This window comes from Acaricomes phytoseiuli DSM 14247 (assembly GCF_000376245.1).
Classification (GTDB): domain Bacteria; phylum Actinomycetota; class Actinomycetes; order Actinomycetales; family Micrococcaceae; genus Renibacterium; species Renibacterium phytoseiuli.
The window spans coordinates 41221-54467 of record NZ_AQXM01000061.1; the positions used below are offsets into that span (position 1 = coordinate 41221).

At 62.8% G+C, this 13247-nt stretch carries 13 protein-coding genes and 1 tRNA gene; 4 read left to right on the plus strand and 10 right to left on the minus strand.

The annotated features are described in order from the left end of the window. Nucleotides 1–47 precede the first annotated feature (47 nt). From C501_RS0108855 to C501_RS0108885, 7 genes are all read right to left on the minus strand, one after another. Entirely contained in the window at nt 48–305 is a 258-nt protein-coding gene (locus C501_RS0108855) for a hypothetical protein (protein ID WP_018135267.1), read from the minus strand. A gap of 740 nt (nt 306–1045) precedes the next feature. Further along, the gene (gene mnhG / locus C501_RS0108860) at nt 1046–1429 is read right to left on the minus strand and encodes a monovalent cation/H(+) antiporter subunit G (protein WP_018135268.1); all 384 of its coding nucleotides are present in this window, start codon (nt 1427–1429) and stop codon (nt 1046–1048) included. After that, nucleotides 1426–1719: an MrpF/PhaF family protein gene (locus C501_RS0108865; protein ID WP_018135269.1), complete on the minus strand. Its 294-nt coding sequence runs from the start codon at nt 1717–1719 to the stop codon at nt 1426–1428. Before C501_RS0108865 ends, mnhG begins: the two co-directional genes overlap by 4 nt. Next, the gene (locus C501_RS0108870) at nt 1716–2285 is read right to left on the minus strand and encodes a Na+/H+ antiporter subunit E (RefSeq protein ID WP_018135270.1); all 570 of its coding nucleotides are present in this window, start codon (nt 2283–2285) and stop codon (nt 1716–1718) included. Before C501_RS0108870 ends, C501_RS0108865 begins: the two co-directional genes overlap by 4 nt. Continuing rightward, nucleotides 2285–3982 (minus strand): Na+/H+ antiporter subunit D, encoded by a 1698-nt coding sequence (locus C501_RS0108875; protein ID WP_018135271.1) that lies wholly within the window; start codon nt 3980–3982, stop codon nt 2285–2287. The genes C501_RS0108870 and C501_RS0108875 overlap by 1 nt, the downstream gene beginning before the upstream one ends. Next, the gene (locus tag C501_RS12970; RefSeq protein ID WP_018135272.1) at nt 3979–4437 is read right to left on the minus strand and encodes a Na(+)/H(+) antiporter subunit C; all 459 of its coding nucleotides are present in this window, start codon (nt 4435–4437) and stop codon (nt 3979–3981) included. The genes C501_RS0108875 and C501_RS12970 overlap by 4 nt, the downstream gene beginning before the upstream one ends. Further along, a complete protein-coding gene (locus C501_RS0108885; RefSeq protein WP_018135273.1) occupies nt 4434–7403 on the minus strand; it encodes a Na+/H+ antiporter subunit A in 2970 nt (989 codons plus the stop codon). The genes C501_RS12970 and C501_RS0108885 overlap by 4 nt, the downstream gene beginning before the upstream one ends. A gap of 84 nt (nt 7404–7487) precedes the next feature. Between C501_RS0108885 and C501_RS0108890 the strand changes: the two genes are divergently transcribed. After that, complete coding sequence (locus C501_RS0108890; RefSeq protein WP_018135274.1) at nt 7488–8795, plus strand: MFS transporter; 1308 nt, start codon at nt 7488–7490, stop codon at nt 8793–8795. A gap of 51 nt (nt 8796–8846) precedes the next feature. On the opposite strand, the gene C501_RS0108895 is transcribed toward C501_RS0108890, so the two are convergent. The 3 genes from C501_RS0108895 to C501_RS0108905 form a co-directional block, all read right to left on the minus strand. Continuing rightward, nucleotides 8847–9797: a hypothetical protein gene (locus C501_RS0108895; RefSeq protein WP_026174772.1), complete on the minus strand. Its 951-nt coding sequence runs from the start codon at nt 9795–9797 to the stop codon at nt 8847–8849. 142 nt (nt 9798–9939) lie between these two features. Continuing rightward, a complete protein-coding gene (gene dcd / locus C501_RS0108900) occupies nt 9940–10515 on the minus strand; it encodes a dCTP deaminase (protein WP_026174773.1) in 576 nt (191 codons plus the stop codon). A gap of 14 nt (nt 10516–10529) precedes the next feature. Beyond that, nucleotides 10530–11396, minus strand: a complete 867-nt coding sequence (locus C501_RS0108905) for a tryptophan 2,3-dioxygenase (protein ID WP_018135277.1) — start codon at nt 11394–11396, stop codon at nt 10530–10532. Nucleotides 11397–11488: 92 nt separating this feature from the next. Here C501_RS0108905 and C501_RS0108910 point away from each other — a divergent pair, with 92 nt between their 5' ends. From C501_RS0108910 to C501_RS13595, 3 genes are all read left to right on the plus strand, one after another. After that, nucleotides 11489–12451, plus strand: a complete 963-nt coding sequence (locus C501_RS0108910) for an alpha/beta fold hydrolase (RefSeq protein WP_018135278.1) — start codon at nt 11489–11491, stop codon at nt 12449–12451. A 110-nt stretch (nt 12452–12561) separates the two neighbouring features. Then, nucleotides 12562–12635 (plus strand) — tRNA-Gly (locus C501_RS0108915). Between the two features lie 92 nt (nt 12636–12727). Beyond that, a complete protein-coding gene (locus tag C501_RS13595; protein WP_018135279.1) occupies nt 12728–13237 on the plus strand; it encodes an alkaline phosphatase family protein in 510 nt (169 codons plus the stop codon). The last annotated feature ends 10 nt before the right edge of the window (nt 13238–13247 follow it).

A 13247-nucleotide genomic window follows, 5' to 3' on the forward strand; every position in this document is an offset into this window, starting at 1 on the left:
CCTAACCGACCCGACAATATTCCGGTTCACCGCCTGTTGGACGTGCTTCACACTGCCGCTTTCCCTGCTCGAACGGTGAGCACGCAGTTGACTTGAATAGTCCACCTGGACGGAAACATCTCAAGACTTGCCCCCGGCGGTACTTGGCACAGCAGTGAGTAGGCACGAGCCAAGACATCTGATTCCGGAGTAATCCAATCCACGGTCACCACGATATCGGCGGGCTCCTGACCGGGGTTGGTGACCTGCCCGGAGGCTGCCACCGGCCCCGAGCCGATATTGGTCACCTCGAAGCGGTAGTCCACGGCGTCGCCTGCCGCGATCCGGCAGTTGTCATCCAGTAAGGGGCAAGATTCTGGTTGAAGTACCCGAACTGCCCGGGGGACAGGAGTCTCGAAACCGCCATTGATGAGCCTTGCGGGTGCCGGGCAGCCGGTCTGCTGCGGTGCCCTGAGCAGGTAATCCTCTACTTCACTTCACCGTGGCAACCGTGCCCGCGGGCTGCGCCACATCCCCAGCGGCTGAAGCGATCCGGAACCAGGCGAAGAGCGCCCCCGACGGCTCCGCCTGGGGGAGAAGACTACTCAGTTTAGGGTGACAGTACCGTTTTAGCAGGTTTCGGAGACGGCCTCCTGAGAGTCGAACACCCCATTTTCATTGCCATCGATCCAGCCGCGCATATGGCATCACTACCGGAGCAGACTAGTTTCAGCGCATAATTTCGCTGCCCGAGTAGTAACGGAGGGAAGCTGGAGGCACCGTTGGTCAGTAGCTGAGAGACACCTTCGTCCACAACTGCGATGGTGTCGTCGGTGGTGATGGAAACGCCTGGTCCCGTTTCGGAATCCGGAGCGGTGCGGCCTAGGTAGACCGTAGCGGCTTCATCGAGCCGGGTCGGGTTCGTAGCGCTCCTGAGCTGATAAGGATCTGCCGGCGGTAGCATAATCGGCTTGCGCTAACGGAGGATCAGCGATGAGGCCGACCACAGAACCCGGAAAGGCTAAAGCAAAACCACGATGGCGTTGATCAGCGCTCGGCCGGAAGGCTAGCGTCCATCCTCGTGAGCGCGCTCCTCCTCGAGCGTGGCCGCTTCCACCACATCATCGAGATCGTCCTGGCTGAGGTTCTTCCGGCGCGAATGCTTGGTACGGTAGCCGGAACGCCCCACCATATGAGCTGTCACCGGCGCGGTCAGCAGCTGGAAGATCAAGGCGATCAGCAGTACCGGAAGCACTTCCCACTGCCGCAGCTGCAAAGCCATGCCGAGCAGCAGCAGGAACAAGCCCAGCACCTGCGGTTTGGCGGCAGCGTGGATCCGGCTCAGCAGATCCGGGAAGCGCAATAAGCCGATAGCCGTGGAAAGCGACATCATCGCACCGAAGATCAGAGCGAGCGCAGAGATCGTATCGACAACGGCTTCCCAGCTCATGGCGCCTCCTGCCGCTGCTCCGCCACATACCGGGCCACGGTCACCGCTGCAATGAAGCCGACCACCGTCAGACCCACTAGCAGCGGCAGATTATCCAAGTGCCGATTGAGCGCCATCTCCGTGGCCAGAGCGGCGGAGAACGTCGCCAGCAGAACATCCGAGGCGATCACCCGGTCCAGCAGCGAAGGCCCTCTGGCGATCCGGTAGATCGCGGCAAGCGCCGCCAAACCCAGGATCACCCCCACCACAATCCCAACGACCACCTGCCAGGGCGTATCGAAGAAGGTCATGCCTGCTCCTTCCCAGCGTCGGCCCCGGCCTCGGCAGCCTTCAATTCGGCCAGTTCAGCAGAAGTCCCCATGATCCGGATCAGCCAGGCCTCGGTGCCGCGCACCTGCTCCCGCACCTGCTCCGCGCTCTCTACGGAGTCGACATCGAGGGTGTGTAGATAAAGCGTTGATGTTGAGCGATCCACCTCAACCACGAAGGACCCCGGGATCAGCGAGATCACATGACCGGTCGCCGTCATCATGAGATCCGAATGGCTGCGCAGCTGAACCGCGATTACGGCATTGCGCGTCCTCGGCCCTCGGAACAAGGCGACGATCGTGACCTCGACACTCGCCGCCGCCACTCGCCACAGAAAGATGAACGCGAAGCCCAGCGCATAGAAAATATTGAACCGGCCACTCAGCTGCACCGGCGGCAGGTAGAAGATCCGGGTCACCAGCAAGGAGAGGATCAAACCGAAGACGAGGTTACCGGGGCTGAAATCCCGCCACAGCGCACCCCAGACCACAACCAACCAGATCAGCAGGGGCAGCTCCTGACGCAAGGAGATTTTCTGACGTGCCATCACTGCCCCGTTCCCGCTGCAGCATCTTGCTGACCCTGTTGGTCTGCCTGGCTTTGCTGATCGGACTGACCCTGATCGTTCGCGGCGGCTACCTCATCCAACTCATCCAACACGGTCAATCCGGATTCGCCCAGAACCGCCCCGATATACGGCCGGCGTTCGAGCATATCCTCCGCCGCCAGATCAGCGAATCGCATCAGGGGGCCGGCGAAAACCGTCAGGGACAACCCAAGCGCCACCAGGCCGATGGCGGAACCGAACATCAGTTTCGCGGGCCGCTGGCCGGTTTTGGTCCGCGATCCGGGCTGGCTCTTGCCTGCCCGGCAGCTCTCATCCAGGCCCTCGAGCAGCACAGGGTCCGGGTTCTCGGCCTCCTGCGGGCTACGCCAGAACACTCGGTTCCAGACCCGTGCAATCGCCAGCAGGGTCATCAGGCTCACTGCAACCGAAGCTCCCACGAGGACCCAGGCCAACGGAGTTCCCATGGCACTGCCCGCCTGCAGTAGGCCGAGCTTGCCCAGGAACCCGGAGAACGGCGGAATGCCGGCCAGGTTCATCGCCGGGATGAAGAAGACTATGCCCAGCAGCGGGGCCAGTTTAGCCAGACCGCCGAGTCTGTCGATAGCGGTGCTTCCGCCACGGCGCTCGATCAGCCCGGCGACCAGGAACAAGCTGGTCTGCACGATGATGTGGTGGACCACGTAATACACCGCAGCGGCAAGACCGAGCACCGAGGACATCGCCAGCCCGAAGACCATGTAGCCGATATGACTGACCAGGGTGAAGGACAGAAGTCGCTTGATATCCGTTTGCGCGATCGCACCCAGAATCCCGACCACCATCGTCAGCAGAGCCACGATCATCAAGAAGCTGTTGAGCGTATCCCCCGGGAAGAGCAGAGTCTCCGTGCGCACCATAGCGTACACGCCGACCTTAGTCAGCAGGCCAGCGAAAACCGCGGTCACCGGAGCCGGTGCAGTTGGGTAGGAGTCCGGGAGCCAGAAGCTCAGCGGGAAGACCGCCGCCTTGATGCCGAAGGCGATGAGCAGCATCAGATGCAGCACGGTCTGCGTGCCTTGATCGAGCTGGCCGAGCTTAAGCGCCAGGTCCGCCAGATTGATGGTTCCGGTGGCTCCGTAGACCATGCCGATGGCGATCAGGAAGAGAATCGAGGACACCACGCTGACCACGACGTACGTCACCCCGGCCCGAATCCTCGGCCCGGTACCGCCCAGGGTCATCAGCACATAGGAAGCCGTCAGCAGGATTTCGAAGCCCACGTAGAGGTTGAACAAATCGCCCGAGAGGAAGGCGTTGGAAACGCCCGCCATCAGGATCAGATACGTCGGGTGGAAGATCGAGACCGGGCCTTCGACATCGCCGTCGGCAGCGCCCTGGCCGGTTGCGTAGAGCAGCACCGCGAGACCGACCGCCGTCGAGACGACGAGCATCAGAGCGGAGAACTGGTCGACGACGAGCACGAGACCCCACGGCGGCGTCCAGCCGCCCAGCTGGACCGCTAGCGTGCCGCCGTTCCAAACCTCGGCGAGAAGCAGAATTTCCAGGATCAGCGTCGCTGTGAGCACCGAGATCGAAACGGTCTGCTGGGCCCGACGGTGTCGGATCAGCAGGAATGCCACGGCAGCCCCCAGGAAGGGCAGCATAATCGCCAGCGGAGTCAAAGAGGCGAGAGTCATCGTTGCTCCTCCTCTCCTGGCAGCCTGGTGGGTGGTACTTCATCTTCGAATTCGCTGGTCTCCTGAGGGATCTCAGCGTCTTCTTCGACATCGTAGAGGGGCTGATTAGCCACCCTGCGGTCCTCGATATCGTCCTGGATATCGTCCTGGCGGGCGAGCACCCAGCTGCGGTAGACGAGCCCCAGCATAAAGGCCGTCATCGCGAAAGAGATCACGATAGCGGTCAGGATGAGCACCTGCGGCAACGGATCGTTGTACTCCTCCCCGGGCACATCATTGCCGAAGAGTGGGGCGATACCGGCGTAGCCGCCGGTGGCCAGGATCAAGACGTTCGTGCCATTGGCGAGCATCATCAGGCCCATCAGCACCCGAGTCAGGCTGCGCTCCAGCAGAAGATAAACTCCCACCGAATAGAGCACTCCCATGATGAGCAGGAGAGTCAGGTTGACGGTCATCGATCCGCCTCCTGGGATCCTGGAGAGGCTGAGGAGGGCTGGGCGACGTACTCGTCTCGGCGCTCTTCTTCGCGCTCATCGATCTCCGCGCCCAGGGTGCGCAGAACATCCAGTACCAGACCCACCACGATCATGTAGACGCCGATATCGAAGATCGTCGAGTTCACGAATTTCACATCGCCGAAGACGGGAAGCCAGAACTCGAAGATTCCGGTCTGGAAGACCTGCCCGCCGAAGAACAGCGGCAGTAGACCGGAGATCGTCGCCGTGCCCAGGCCGATGCCGAGCATGGCTCCGGCACTGACCGGGGTCGCTTCGGAGAGCTCGACCCGGCCGCCGGCCAGATACCGCAGCGTCAGGGCAAGCCCGGCCAGCAGGCCGCCGGCGAAGCCTCCGCCCGGGAAATTATGGCCCGCCAAAAGCAAGTAGAGCGAGAAGATCAGCATGGAGTGGAACATCAGCCGGACGATCACTTCTACGATGATCGAACGCCGCTGCGGCGCCAGCGTGCGTCCGGCTACCAGCCACGCATCCCGGGAAGAGACCGCGAAGCGCTGTGCGAGCTTCAGCACAGCGGCGTCTCTGCCGCTGCCAATGTGTCTGCGTCCAACGCTGCCCGACTCGGTATCCACCGCTCGCGGCAGAGCACTGCCCCTGCTGCGCACGAAGATCAGGCTCGCCAAGCCGGTGGCCGCGATGACGAGCACGGAGATCTCCCCGTACGTGTCCCAGGCGCGGATGTCCACGAGCGTGACATTGACGATGTTGTAGCCGCCGCCCTCCTCGTAGGCGAGCCTCGGGAATTCAAGCGAAACCGGGGCCGAAACGCGCGAGCCCAGGGCGATCAGCGCGACCATGACCATCGTGGCGCCGAAGCCCAGGCTGATAATCACCCGAGCCAGGCGCTGCTTACCGGTAGTGCGGTCCCGCAGCTTCGCGGGCAGTGAGCGCATCGCCAAGATCATGGCCACCAGGATGATCGACTCTACGAACATCTGCGTCAGCGCGAGATCCGGGGCCCCCTGGAAGGCGAAGATCAGGGCGATCCCGTAACCGCTCACGGAGACCATGAGTAGAGCGAAGAAGCGCTTATTCGCCCTTACCGCAGCCACCGCGCCGAGCGTGATGATGACCGCGGAGATGATCTGGACCGGGTTACCCGGATCTATCAAATAGACCTCGGGGAAGGGCTTGCCGCTGATCCAGACCGCTACCAGATTCACCAGGACCGTAGTAGAAAGGATCACCGCGAGATAGAAGTACAGGGAACCGCGCTGCGTGCGCCCGGTCACCCAGATGGCAACGGCGTCCAGGGCCACGATAGTCTTGCGGTAACCGCGCTCGGCATCGAACAGCGGGTAAACCCTGGCCTGCAGCCGACTCACCGGATTCCGTGCCAGGAAGAGCAGCCAGCCGCTCAACAGGGTCAGGGCGCTCAGGCCGAGCGCCAAGTTGAACCCGGAGAACAGGGTCAGATACGGCTCTTTATCTCCGGCCGCGAGGAACTGGTTGCTATAAGGCTCGATCCAGCTCTGCACCGGGGCGTAGAGAACGCCGGTGACCACTGTGAGCAGTGCCAGGATCGCCGGGGGCGCCACGAAAGCATAGGAAATCCTGCGGACTTCGGTGGCCGGTGCAGGAGCACCGTCCGCCAGTTTCTTGGTGGCGAACCCGCCCCAGAAGAAACGGAGGCTGTAGGCCACGGTCATGATGGAGCCGACCACCGCGCCGATCAGCAGCCAGACATTGCCGCCATAGATCAGCGCCTCGTACACGGCTTCTTTGGCGACGAAACCGAATAATGGCGGCACCGCGGCCATTGAAGCAGTGCCGATGGCCGCCACTACCCCCAAAACCGGTGCACTGCGGAAAACCCCGGAAAGCTTGCGGATATCCCTGGTTCCCGTCTGGCGGTCGATGATGCCGACCACCAGAAACAGGATCGCTTTGAACATTCCGTGCGCCAGCACCAAGGCGATTCCGGCCAGTGCCGCGCCGGCTCCGGGCAGGCCGATGACCATGGCCATGAAACCCAGTTGACTCACCGTGCCATAGGCCAGGATCAGCTTGATGTCGTATTGCCGCAGCGCCCGCCAGCCACCGACGAGCATCGTGGCCAGGCCGAAACTGGCGATCACGGGAACCCAATAAGCCGTCTCGGTAAATCCCGGGGCGAACCGGGCAATGAGGTAGATACCTGCTTTGACCATCGCGGCGGCGTGCAGATACGCACTCACCGGCGTCGGCGCCGCCATCGCTCCGGGCAACCAGAAGTGCAGCGGTATCAGCGCGGACTTGCTGAGCGCCCCGACGAGCACCAGGATGATGGCGATGTCGATCGCAATGCCCTGCGGCGGGTCGGCGAGGATCACCGAAAGCTGGTACGTCCCTGCTCCCTGACCGATCATGATGAATCCGACCAGCATGGTCAGGCCGCCGAAAGTGGTGACGATGAGCGCCTGCAGCGCTGAGCGCCGCGCTGCAATCTTGGTCCGGGAGTAGCCGATGAGCAGATAGGACAGGATCGTGGTGAGTTCCCAGAAGATAAACAGCAGGATCAAGTCGTCCGAGATGACCAGGCCGAACATGACTCCGGCGAAGGCCAGCAACTGGGCACCGAAACCCGCCCCGTTCATCTGGAAGACCGGGTCATCTGCATGGAAATACCTGGCACAGTAGGCTAGTACGAGAGCGCCTATGCAGAGCACCAGCAAGGAAATCAGCCAGCTGAGGTCATCGAGGCGAAAATCCAGGCCCAGCCCAAGGGCAGGAACCCATTCAAAGCGCTGCTCGAGCGGTGAACCGCCCATCACCGCGGGGTACTGAGCCAGCAGCCAGATGAAGGATATCCCGGGAACCGCGGCGAGCGCGTAGAAGGCATTTCTGCCCCAGGCGCGGAAGAAGAATGGTGCCATCAACGCCAGCACGAAGTGCAGGACGAGGATCAGCAACACGATCGGCTCCATCTCATAACTTTCGAAGGACCCGGTCGGGTCGGTTACTTACTCTATCAATACGAGAATGACCGGACGTCCAGATAGCATTCAGCTATGACACAGACTGCTGCCGATCCGAGCGCTCGGGCGCGAGCCTGGCCCGTTATCGCCTGGGCTTCATGGGATTGGGGGTCGGCGGCTTTCAACGCGGTGATGACGACTTTCGTCTTCACCGCCTTCTATCTGGTTTCCGATACTTTCGGTGGCGTGGACTATGCTTCCACGGTCTTGGGCTGGTCGCTTTCCGGAGCCGGCGTGTTGATCGCCCTGCTGGCCCCGGTGATCGGCCAACGTTCTGATCGCGGCGGCCGGCGGCGGCTCTGGCTCGGGATCAACACCGCAGCCGTGGTGGTGCTGACCGCATCCTGCTTCTTCGTCCTACCGAATCCGGCCTTCTTGCTGCTGGGCTGCCTGCTGCTGGCGGGCGGAAATATCTTCCTGGAACTGGCGACGGTTAATTACAATGCGATGCTGCTGCAGATCTCCACGCCGCAGACCATCGGGAAGGTCTCCGGCATCGGCTGGGCCAGCGGATACCTCGGCGGCATCGTGCTCCTGGTGGCCTTGTATTTCGGGATGCTCGCGCCCGGGGTGGAGTTCTTCGGCTTGGATGAGAACACCCGCTACCGGGTAGTGGCGCTCGTGAGCGCCGCCTGGATCGCGGTGTTCTCGCTGCCGGTGCTGTTTGCGATTCCAGAGAAGCCTGCTGATCCGGTAAAGCCCGTCACCGGCGTTCTGGCCTCCTACCGGGAACTCTTCCAAACCATCGGCCGACTCTGGCGGGAAAGCCGGCAGACACTCTACTTTCTGGTCTCCAGCGCTGTTTTCCGGGACGGTCTAGCCGCGATCTTCACTTTCGGAGCGGTAATCGCGGTGGGAACTTTCGGCTTCGCCCGGGGCGATGTGCTGATCTTCGCGATCGCCGGGAACGTCGTGGCGGCAGCGGGAGCATTCGCTGCGGGGTACTTCGATGACCGACTGGGGCCGAAAACCGTTATCGTGACATCGCTCATCGGCTTGATCGTCTCCGGTGTGGTGCTCTTCTTCGCGCCGGTGCTGATACCGGAGTCCGCTAAGAGCCTGTTCTGGGTTTTCGGCTTGGCCTTGTGCCTGTTCGTCGGCCCGGCGCAATCTTCGGCCCGGACCTTCCTGGGCCGTTTGGCTCCGGAGGGCAAGGCCGGGGAGCTCTACGGGCTGTACGCCACAACCGGCCGGGGGGCATCATTCATCGCACCGCTTCTGTTCGCCAGCTTCATCGCCTGGTTCGGCGGGCAGCGCTGGGGGATCCTGGGCATCATCATCGTCCTAGTCGCCGGGATCGCCTTGCTGCTTCCGGTCCGGGCCCCATCCCACTCCCGCTGAGCGGTCAGTTATGGCGATATAGCGCCGCTTTATATCGCCAGACGTGACCGCTCAGCGGTGCCAACCTCGGCGGATCAGCGCTTCGCGGATGCGCGCCACGGCGGGGGCGAACCCCTCGCTGCCCGGGAAATAATCGCCCAGCAGATGCTTCGTGACCAGAATGCTCTCCCAGCCCGCCCGTGCCGTGGCGTAATCCCGTTCTGCATCACTGGCCTGCTGCGCTGCGGTCCGATGATGAGCTCCGTCGTATTGAACAGATATCCGATAGCGCGAATAGGCCAGGTCCGGCCAGGCGCATTCCGCTCCCCGAGCATCGCGGATCACCGCATTCAGCTCCGGTTCGGGGAGCCCGGCACGGATCAGCGCTAACCGGAGATGCGTTTCCGGAGGCGAATCGGCACCCACCCGGATCAACTCCAAGGCAGCCCTGGCTCGGAGGACGCCCCGGTTCCCCGGATGCGCACCCACAACCGCCTTCAGTCGATCCGCAGAGGCCAGCGCCTGCCGAACCGGGCCGAAACTCCGACGATGCTCGCACACCAGCTCGTCGCCGAGCGCGATCAACTCGTCTTCCGTCAGCTTCGGCGCGAGATCCAGCCAGGTTCTCTCCGGCGCGGTGACGGGAAGGCCGTCACGCCACCGGACCTCTTCGGGCGTCAGCTTCAACCGATGCCCGCAGACCCCGAATCGGCGCACCGGATTATTGGTGCCGACGGTAGCGAGATGGAGCCGAGGGTCATCGAGCAGCCTAGCGGGCAGGGCAAGGCCCCATAGACGGGCTGCCGTGACCCCGCAGATCACTGCACCCGGTGAGACCGCCAGCAGCGGGCGCAGCGACTCGGCTAGCTCCTGAGGAACTCCCCAGGGCACACGTAAGCCTCGGCTGACGGTCAGCAGATCCCGCGCTCTAGTACGAGATCGGCTGAGCCCAGCGGCGCGCGCTTCCTGGATGGTGAACGAACGATGAGCCAGAGACGGCGGGAGCGGTGCTGGTTTTCGCATTCGTACAGCATCGGCAGATCGGGAACCCGGGGACCGGGAAACTCACGCCTTTGTGGATATCCCCCTCGCTGAGTGGTCGGATATGGCGGCCTAGAAGCGTTTTATCGCGCCATATCCGACCACTCAGCGGGGAGGGAAACGCTCAGACGCCGCTGCGATGAAAGTTGAGGTGGCTTCGAGACGCCGTGGGCCCGCGCTGACCCTGGTAGCGGTTGCCGTACTCGCCCGAACCGTAAGGATGCTCCGCCGGGGATGAGAGCTGGAAGAAGCACAGCTGGCCGATCTTCGACCCCGGCCAAAGCTTGATCGGCAGGGTCGCCATATTGGACAGCTCCAGGGTGACGTGGCCGGAGAACCCAGGGTCGATGAAACCGGCCGTGGAATGCGTCAGCAGGCCGAGGCGCCCCAGTGAGGACTTGCCCTCCAGACGCGCCGCAATGTCCTCCGGAAGCGTCACCGCTTCGTAGGTCGAACCGAGAACGAACTCACCGGGGTGCAGCACGAACGCTTCATCCGGCTCGACTTCGACGAGCCGGGTCAGTTCGGGCTGTTCCAGCGCCGGATCGATATGAGCGTACTTGTGGTTATCGAAGAGCCGGAACAGCTTATCGATGCGCACATCGACGCTCGACGGCTGGATCATCGAGGGTTCGTAAGGGTCGAGAACAATACGACCATCATCAACCTGGGCCCGGATATCGCGATCTGAGAGCAACACCCTAATAAAATAGCCTACGTAGCTGGTGGTTGTTCTATTTCGGTGCGCACCGCGAAAAGCTCCGGGAAGAACGTCAGCTCCAGCGCCCGCTGCAGGAAATCGACCCCCGAAGACCCGCCGGTGCCTTTTTTCATACCGATAGTGCGCAACACCGTCTTCAGATGCCGAAACCTCCAGAACTGGAAGTTCTCCTCCAAATCCACCAGTTCTTCACAGGCCTCATAAAGATCCCAGAACTGCTCAGGATCCTCGTAGATCTCCCGGTAGATTCGGACGAGATCCGGGGTGAAGGTGTGCGCCTCGTGGAGATCCCGTTCCAACAGCTCCGCCGGAACATCGAACCCGCGCCGTGCGAGCAGACGGATGAATTCGTCGTAGACGCTGGTCTGCTCGAGCAGTTCGGCGAGCATCTGCTGCGCCGCCGGATCGTCCTGGAAAACCTGGAGCATCACCTGATTCTTATTGCCCAGCAAGAACTCGACCGCCCGATACTGGTAGGACTGGAACCCGGAAGACCGGCCCAACGCGCCCCGGAACTGCGCGTACTCGGTGGGGGTGAGCGTCGCCAACACACTCCACTGCTCAGTCAGCGAGCGCTGAATGTGCTTGACCCGGGCGACGCCCTTGAGTGCGGCTCGCAGATCATCCGCGGCCAGCTGCTGCCGGACCGCCCGTAGCTCATGCAGGACCAGCTTGAGCCAGAGCTCGGAGGTCTGGTGCTGGATGATGAACAGCAGCTCATCGTGGTGCTCCGGCTCGCTCACCGGGTGCTGCGCGGAGAGCAGCTGATTCAAGCCCAGGTATCCGCCGTAGGTCATCGTGCCGCGCAGGTCGGTGGCGATGCCGTCTTCCAGGGCTCGGGTGTTCTTGCGCACGTTCACAGCTCCAGGCTACCTGCTGAACCCGTCTTTGAAACTCGGCTCAAGGCCGTGATCTATGATCTTGAGAATATCTGCCGAGAGGTGGCAAGGTCATGACAATCACGCCGGTCTCCTCACTGCCGTCTCTGCAAGGGGAACGCATACATATCGTGGAGCAGCTGGTAGGACAGATCCCGGCTGCATCGGGTATTCCCGACGTGTCAGGTATGCCGACAGTGCTCTGCATCGGCGGGCTGGGTTCCTGCTGGTGCGAATGGCTGCCACTCTTCCTGGCGATGCAGTCACCGAAGCTGACAGAAACTACCGGGGCAGCGGCTCATAGTCGGCCCCTGCGGTTGGTCTGCTTCGATCGCCCGGGCTCGGGCCTAAGCCCGATGCCGGCCCAGGGCACCCCAGAGTATGCGACGGCATACACCGTGGTGTCCGAAGCCGAGCGGATCCGAGATGTCCTGGATCAGCTGGGGGCGGCTTCACCAGTGCTCGTGCTCGCTCACTCCATGGGTGCTTTCTACGCGGAAGGGTTCGCCCGGGCTTTTCCCGAGCGCTGCGCAGGCGTGCTCTTCCTGGACCCGAGCGTGCCGGAGCCCGGCGACGATGACGGCTACCTGCCGTTTCCCGACACGATGCTTCCGGTGGCTTCGCGGCTCATTCCGGGCCCTTTATTCGGGGTACTGCGCAGGCTGAGCACGCCGAGGCTGTCACGAGTAGCCGGTCGGGTGGCAAACAAGACGGCAGCCCGGCACCGGCATTCCACTCCGGAGCAACTGGCTGCCTTGCGCCTGGAGCTCTCGCGCTACCCGGAGTGCAGCAGGTTCATCAGCGCGCAGCGAATTTCAGAGGTAGATCCGCCGCCCTGGCGCTCTGTCTTCCTGGCGGCTGAGCCCCGGCTGCCGCTGCCCTGGGTGATCAAACGGCGGACCTCCCTGGCACTCAGCGCCCGGCAACTGGACGCCCGGATGGAAACAGTCCGGCCGGCCCCGCACCATCTGATGATGAGCCACCCCGAGTCGGTCGCCGAAACGGTCCGGGAACTGGTCCAGGAGCTTGTGCCCTGAGCCGATTGCTGGATTCTCGGTGGTTTCCCTGTGCTTCTTCATTGCCGATGCCTGGCGCCCTCCGAATATCGGCTAAGCTGGAGGTCGTCGCCCCGGGCTCCGGGGCTGCTGCGGGCGTAGCTCAATGGTAGAGCGCCAGCTTCCCAAGCTGGATACGCGGGTTCGATTCCCGTCGCCCGCTCCAGAATCTCTCGTCACCATGCTTTGCGCACCCGTTCATCTGACGTTCACGCCGGCTCCAGCTGTGCTCCAGGTAGGGCTGTTAATTCTGAAGGCATGAAACGATCCCGATCTTATCTCCGGCTCAATTCCCTGCTAGCCGGCTCCGCACTCCTGGGCTCGCTGGGCCTGGCCGGAGTCACCGCAACCGCACCCGCCTACGCGCAGAACGCCGAATTCGACTCCGGTCTCGGCGTGAGCAACCCGCTTCCGGTTCCCGATCTCGACCCCGGTGCCTCCGCACAGAAAACCCTGGTGATCGGCATCGATGGAGTCCGCTGGGACCGGGTGCAGGCCTCGAATACGCCGAATCTGAAGAAGATCCTCAACGAGGGCACTTCGTCCATGAGCTACACCTTCGCCCCCGCTAAAGGCTCCGGGACCGTGAACCTGGCACCGACGGTCTCCGGGCCCAGCTGGAGCAGCATCCTCACCGGGGTCTGGCCGGATAAGCACGGGGTGACCAGCAATTCCTTCGCCGGTAAGCGCTTCGACCAGTACCCGGATCTGCTCACCCGGGCCGAACAGGCGAAACCGGAGCTGAGCACTTTCGCCGTGGCGGATTAGCAGCCGCTGG

Excerpts from the sequence above, each read along its gene's own strand:
- mnhG (WP_018135268.1), bottom strand. The coding sequence starts at position 1,429 with ATGAGCTGGGAAGCCGTTGTCGATACGATCTCTGCGCTCGCTCTGATC.
- C501_RS0108865 (WP_018135269.1), bottom strand. The coding sequence starts at position 1,719 with ATGACCTTCTTCGATACGCCCTGGCAGGTGGTCGTTGGGATTGTGGTG.
- C501_RS0108870 (WP_018135270.1), bottom strand. The coding sequence starts at position 2,285 with ATGGCACGTCAGAAAATCTCCTTGCGTCAGGAGCTGCCCCTGCTGATC.
- C501_RS0108875 (WP_018135271.1), bottom strand. The coding sequence starts at position 3,982 with ATGACTCTCGCCTCTTTGACTCCGCTGGCGATTATGCTGCCCTTCCTG.
- C501_RS12970 (WP_018135272.1), bottom strand. The coding sequence starts at position 4,437 with ATGACCGTCAACCTGACTCTCCTGCTCATCATGGGAGTGCTCTATTCG.
- C501_RS0108885 (WP_018135273.1), bottom strand. The coding sequence starts at position 7,403 with ATGGAGCCGATCGTGTTGCTGATCCTCGTCCTGCACTTCGTGCTGGCG.
- C501_RS0108890 (WP_018135274.1), top strand. The coding sequence starts at position 7,488 with ATGACACAGACTGCTGCCGATCCGAGCGCTCGGGCGCGAGCCTGGCCC.
- C501_RS0108895 (WP_026174772.1), bottom strand. The coding sequence starts at position 9,797 with ATGCGAAAACCAGCACCGCTCCCGCCGTCTCTGGCTCATCGTTCGTTC.
- C501_RS0108910 (WP_018135278.1), top strand. The coding sequence starts at position 11,489 with ATGACAATCACGCCGGTCTCCTCACTGCCGTCTCTGCAAGGGGAACGC.
- C501_RS13595 (WP_018135279.1), top strand. The coding sequence starts at position 12,728 with ATGAAACGATCCCGATCTTATCTCCGGCTCAATTCCCTGCTAGCCGGC.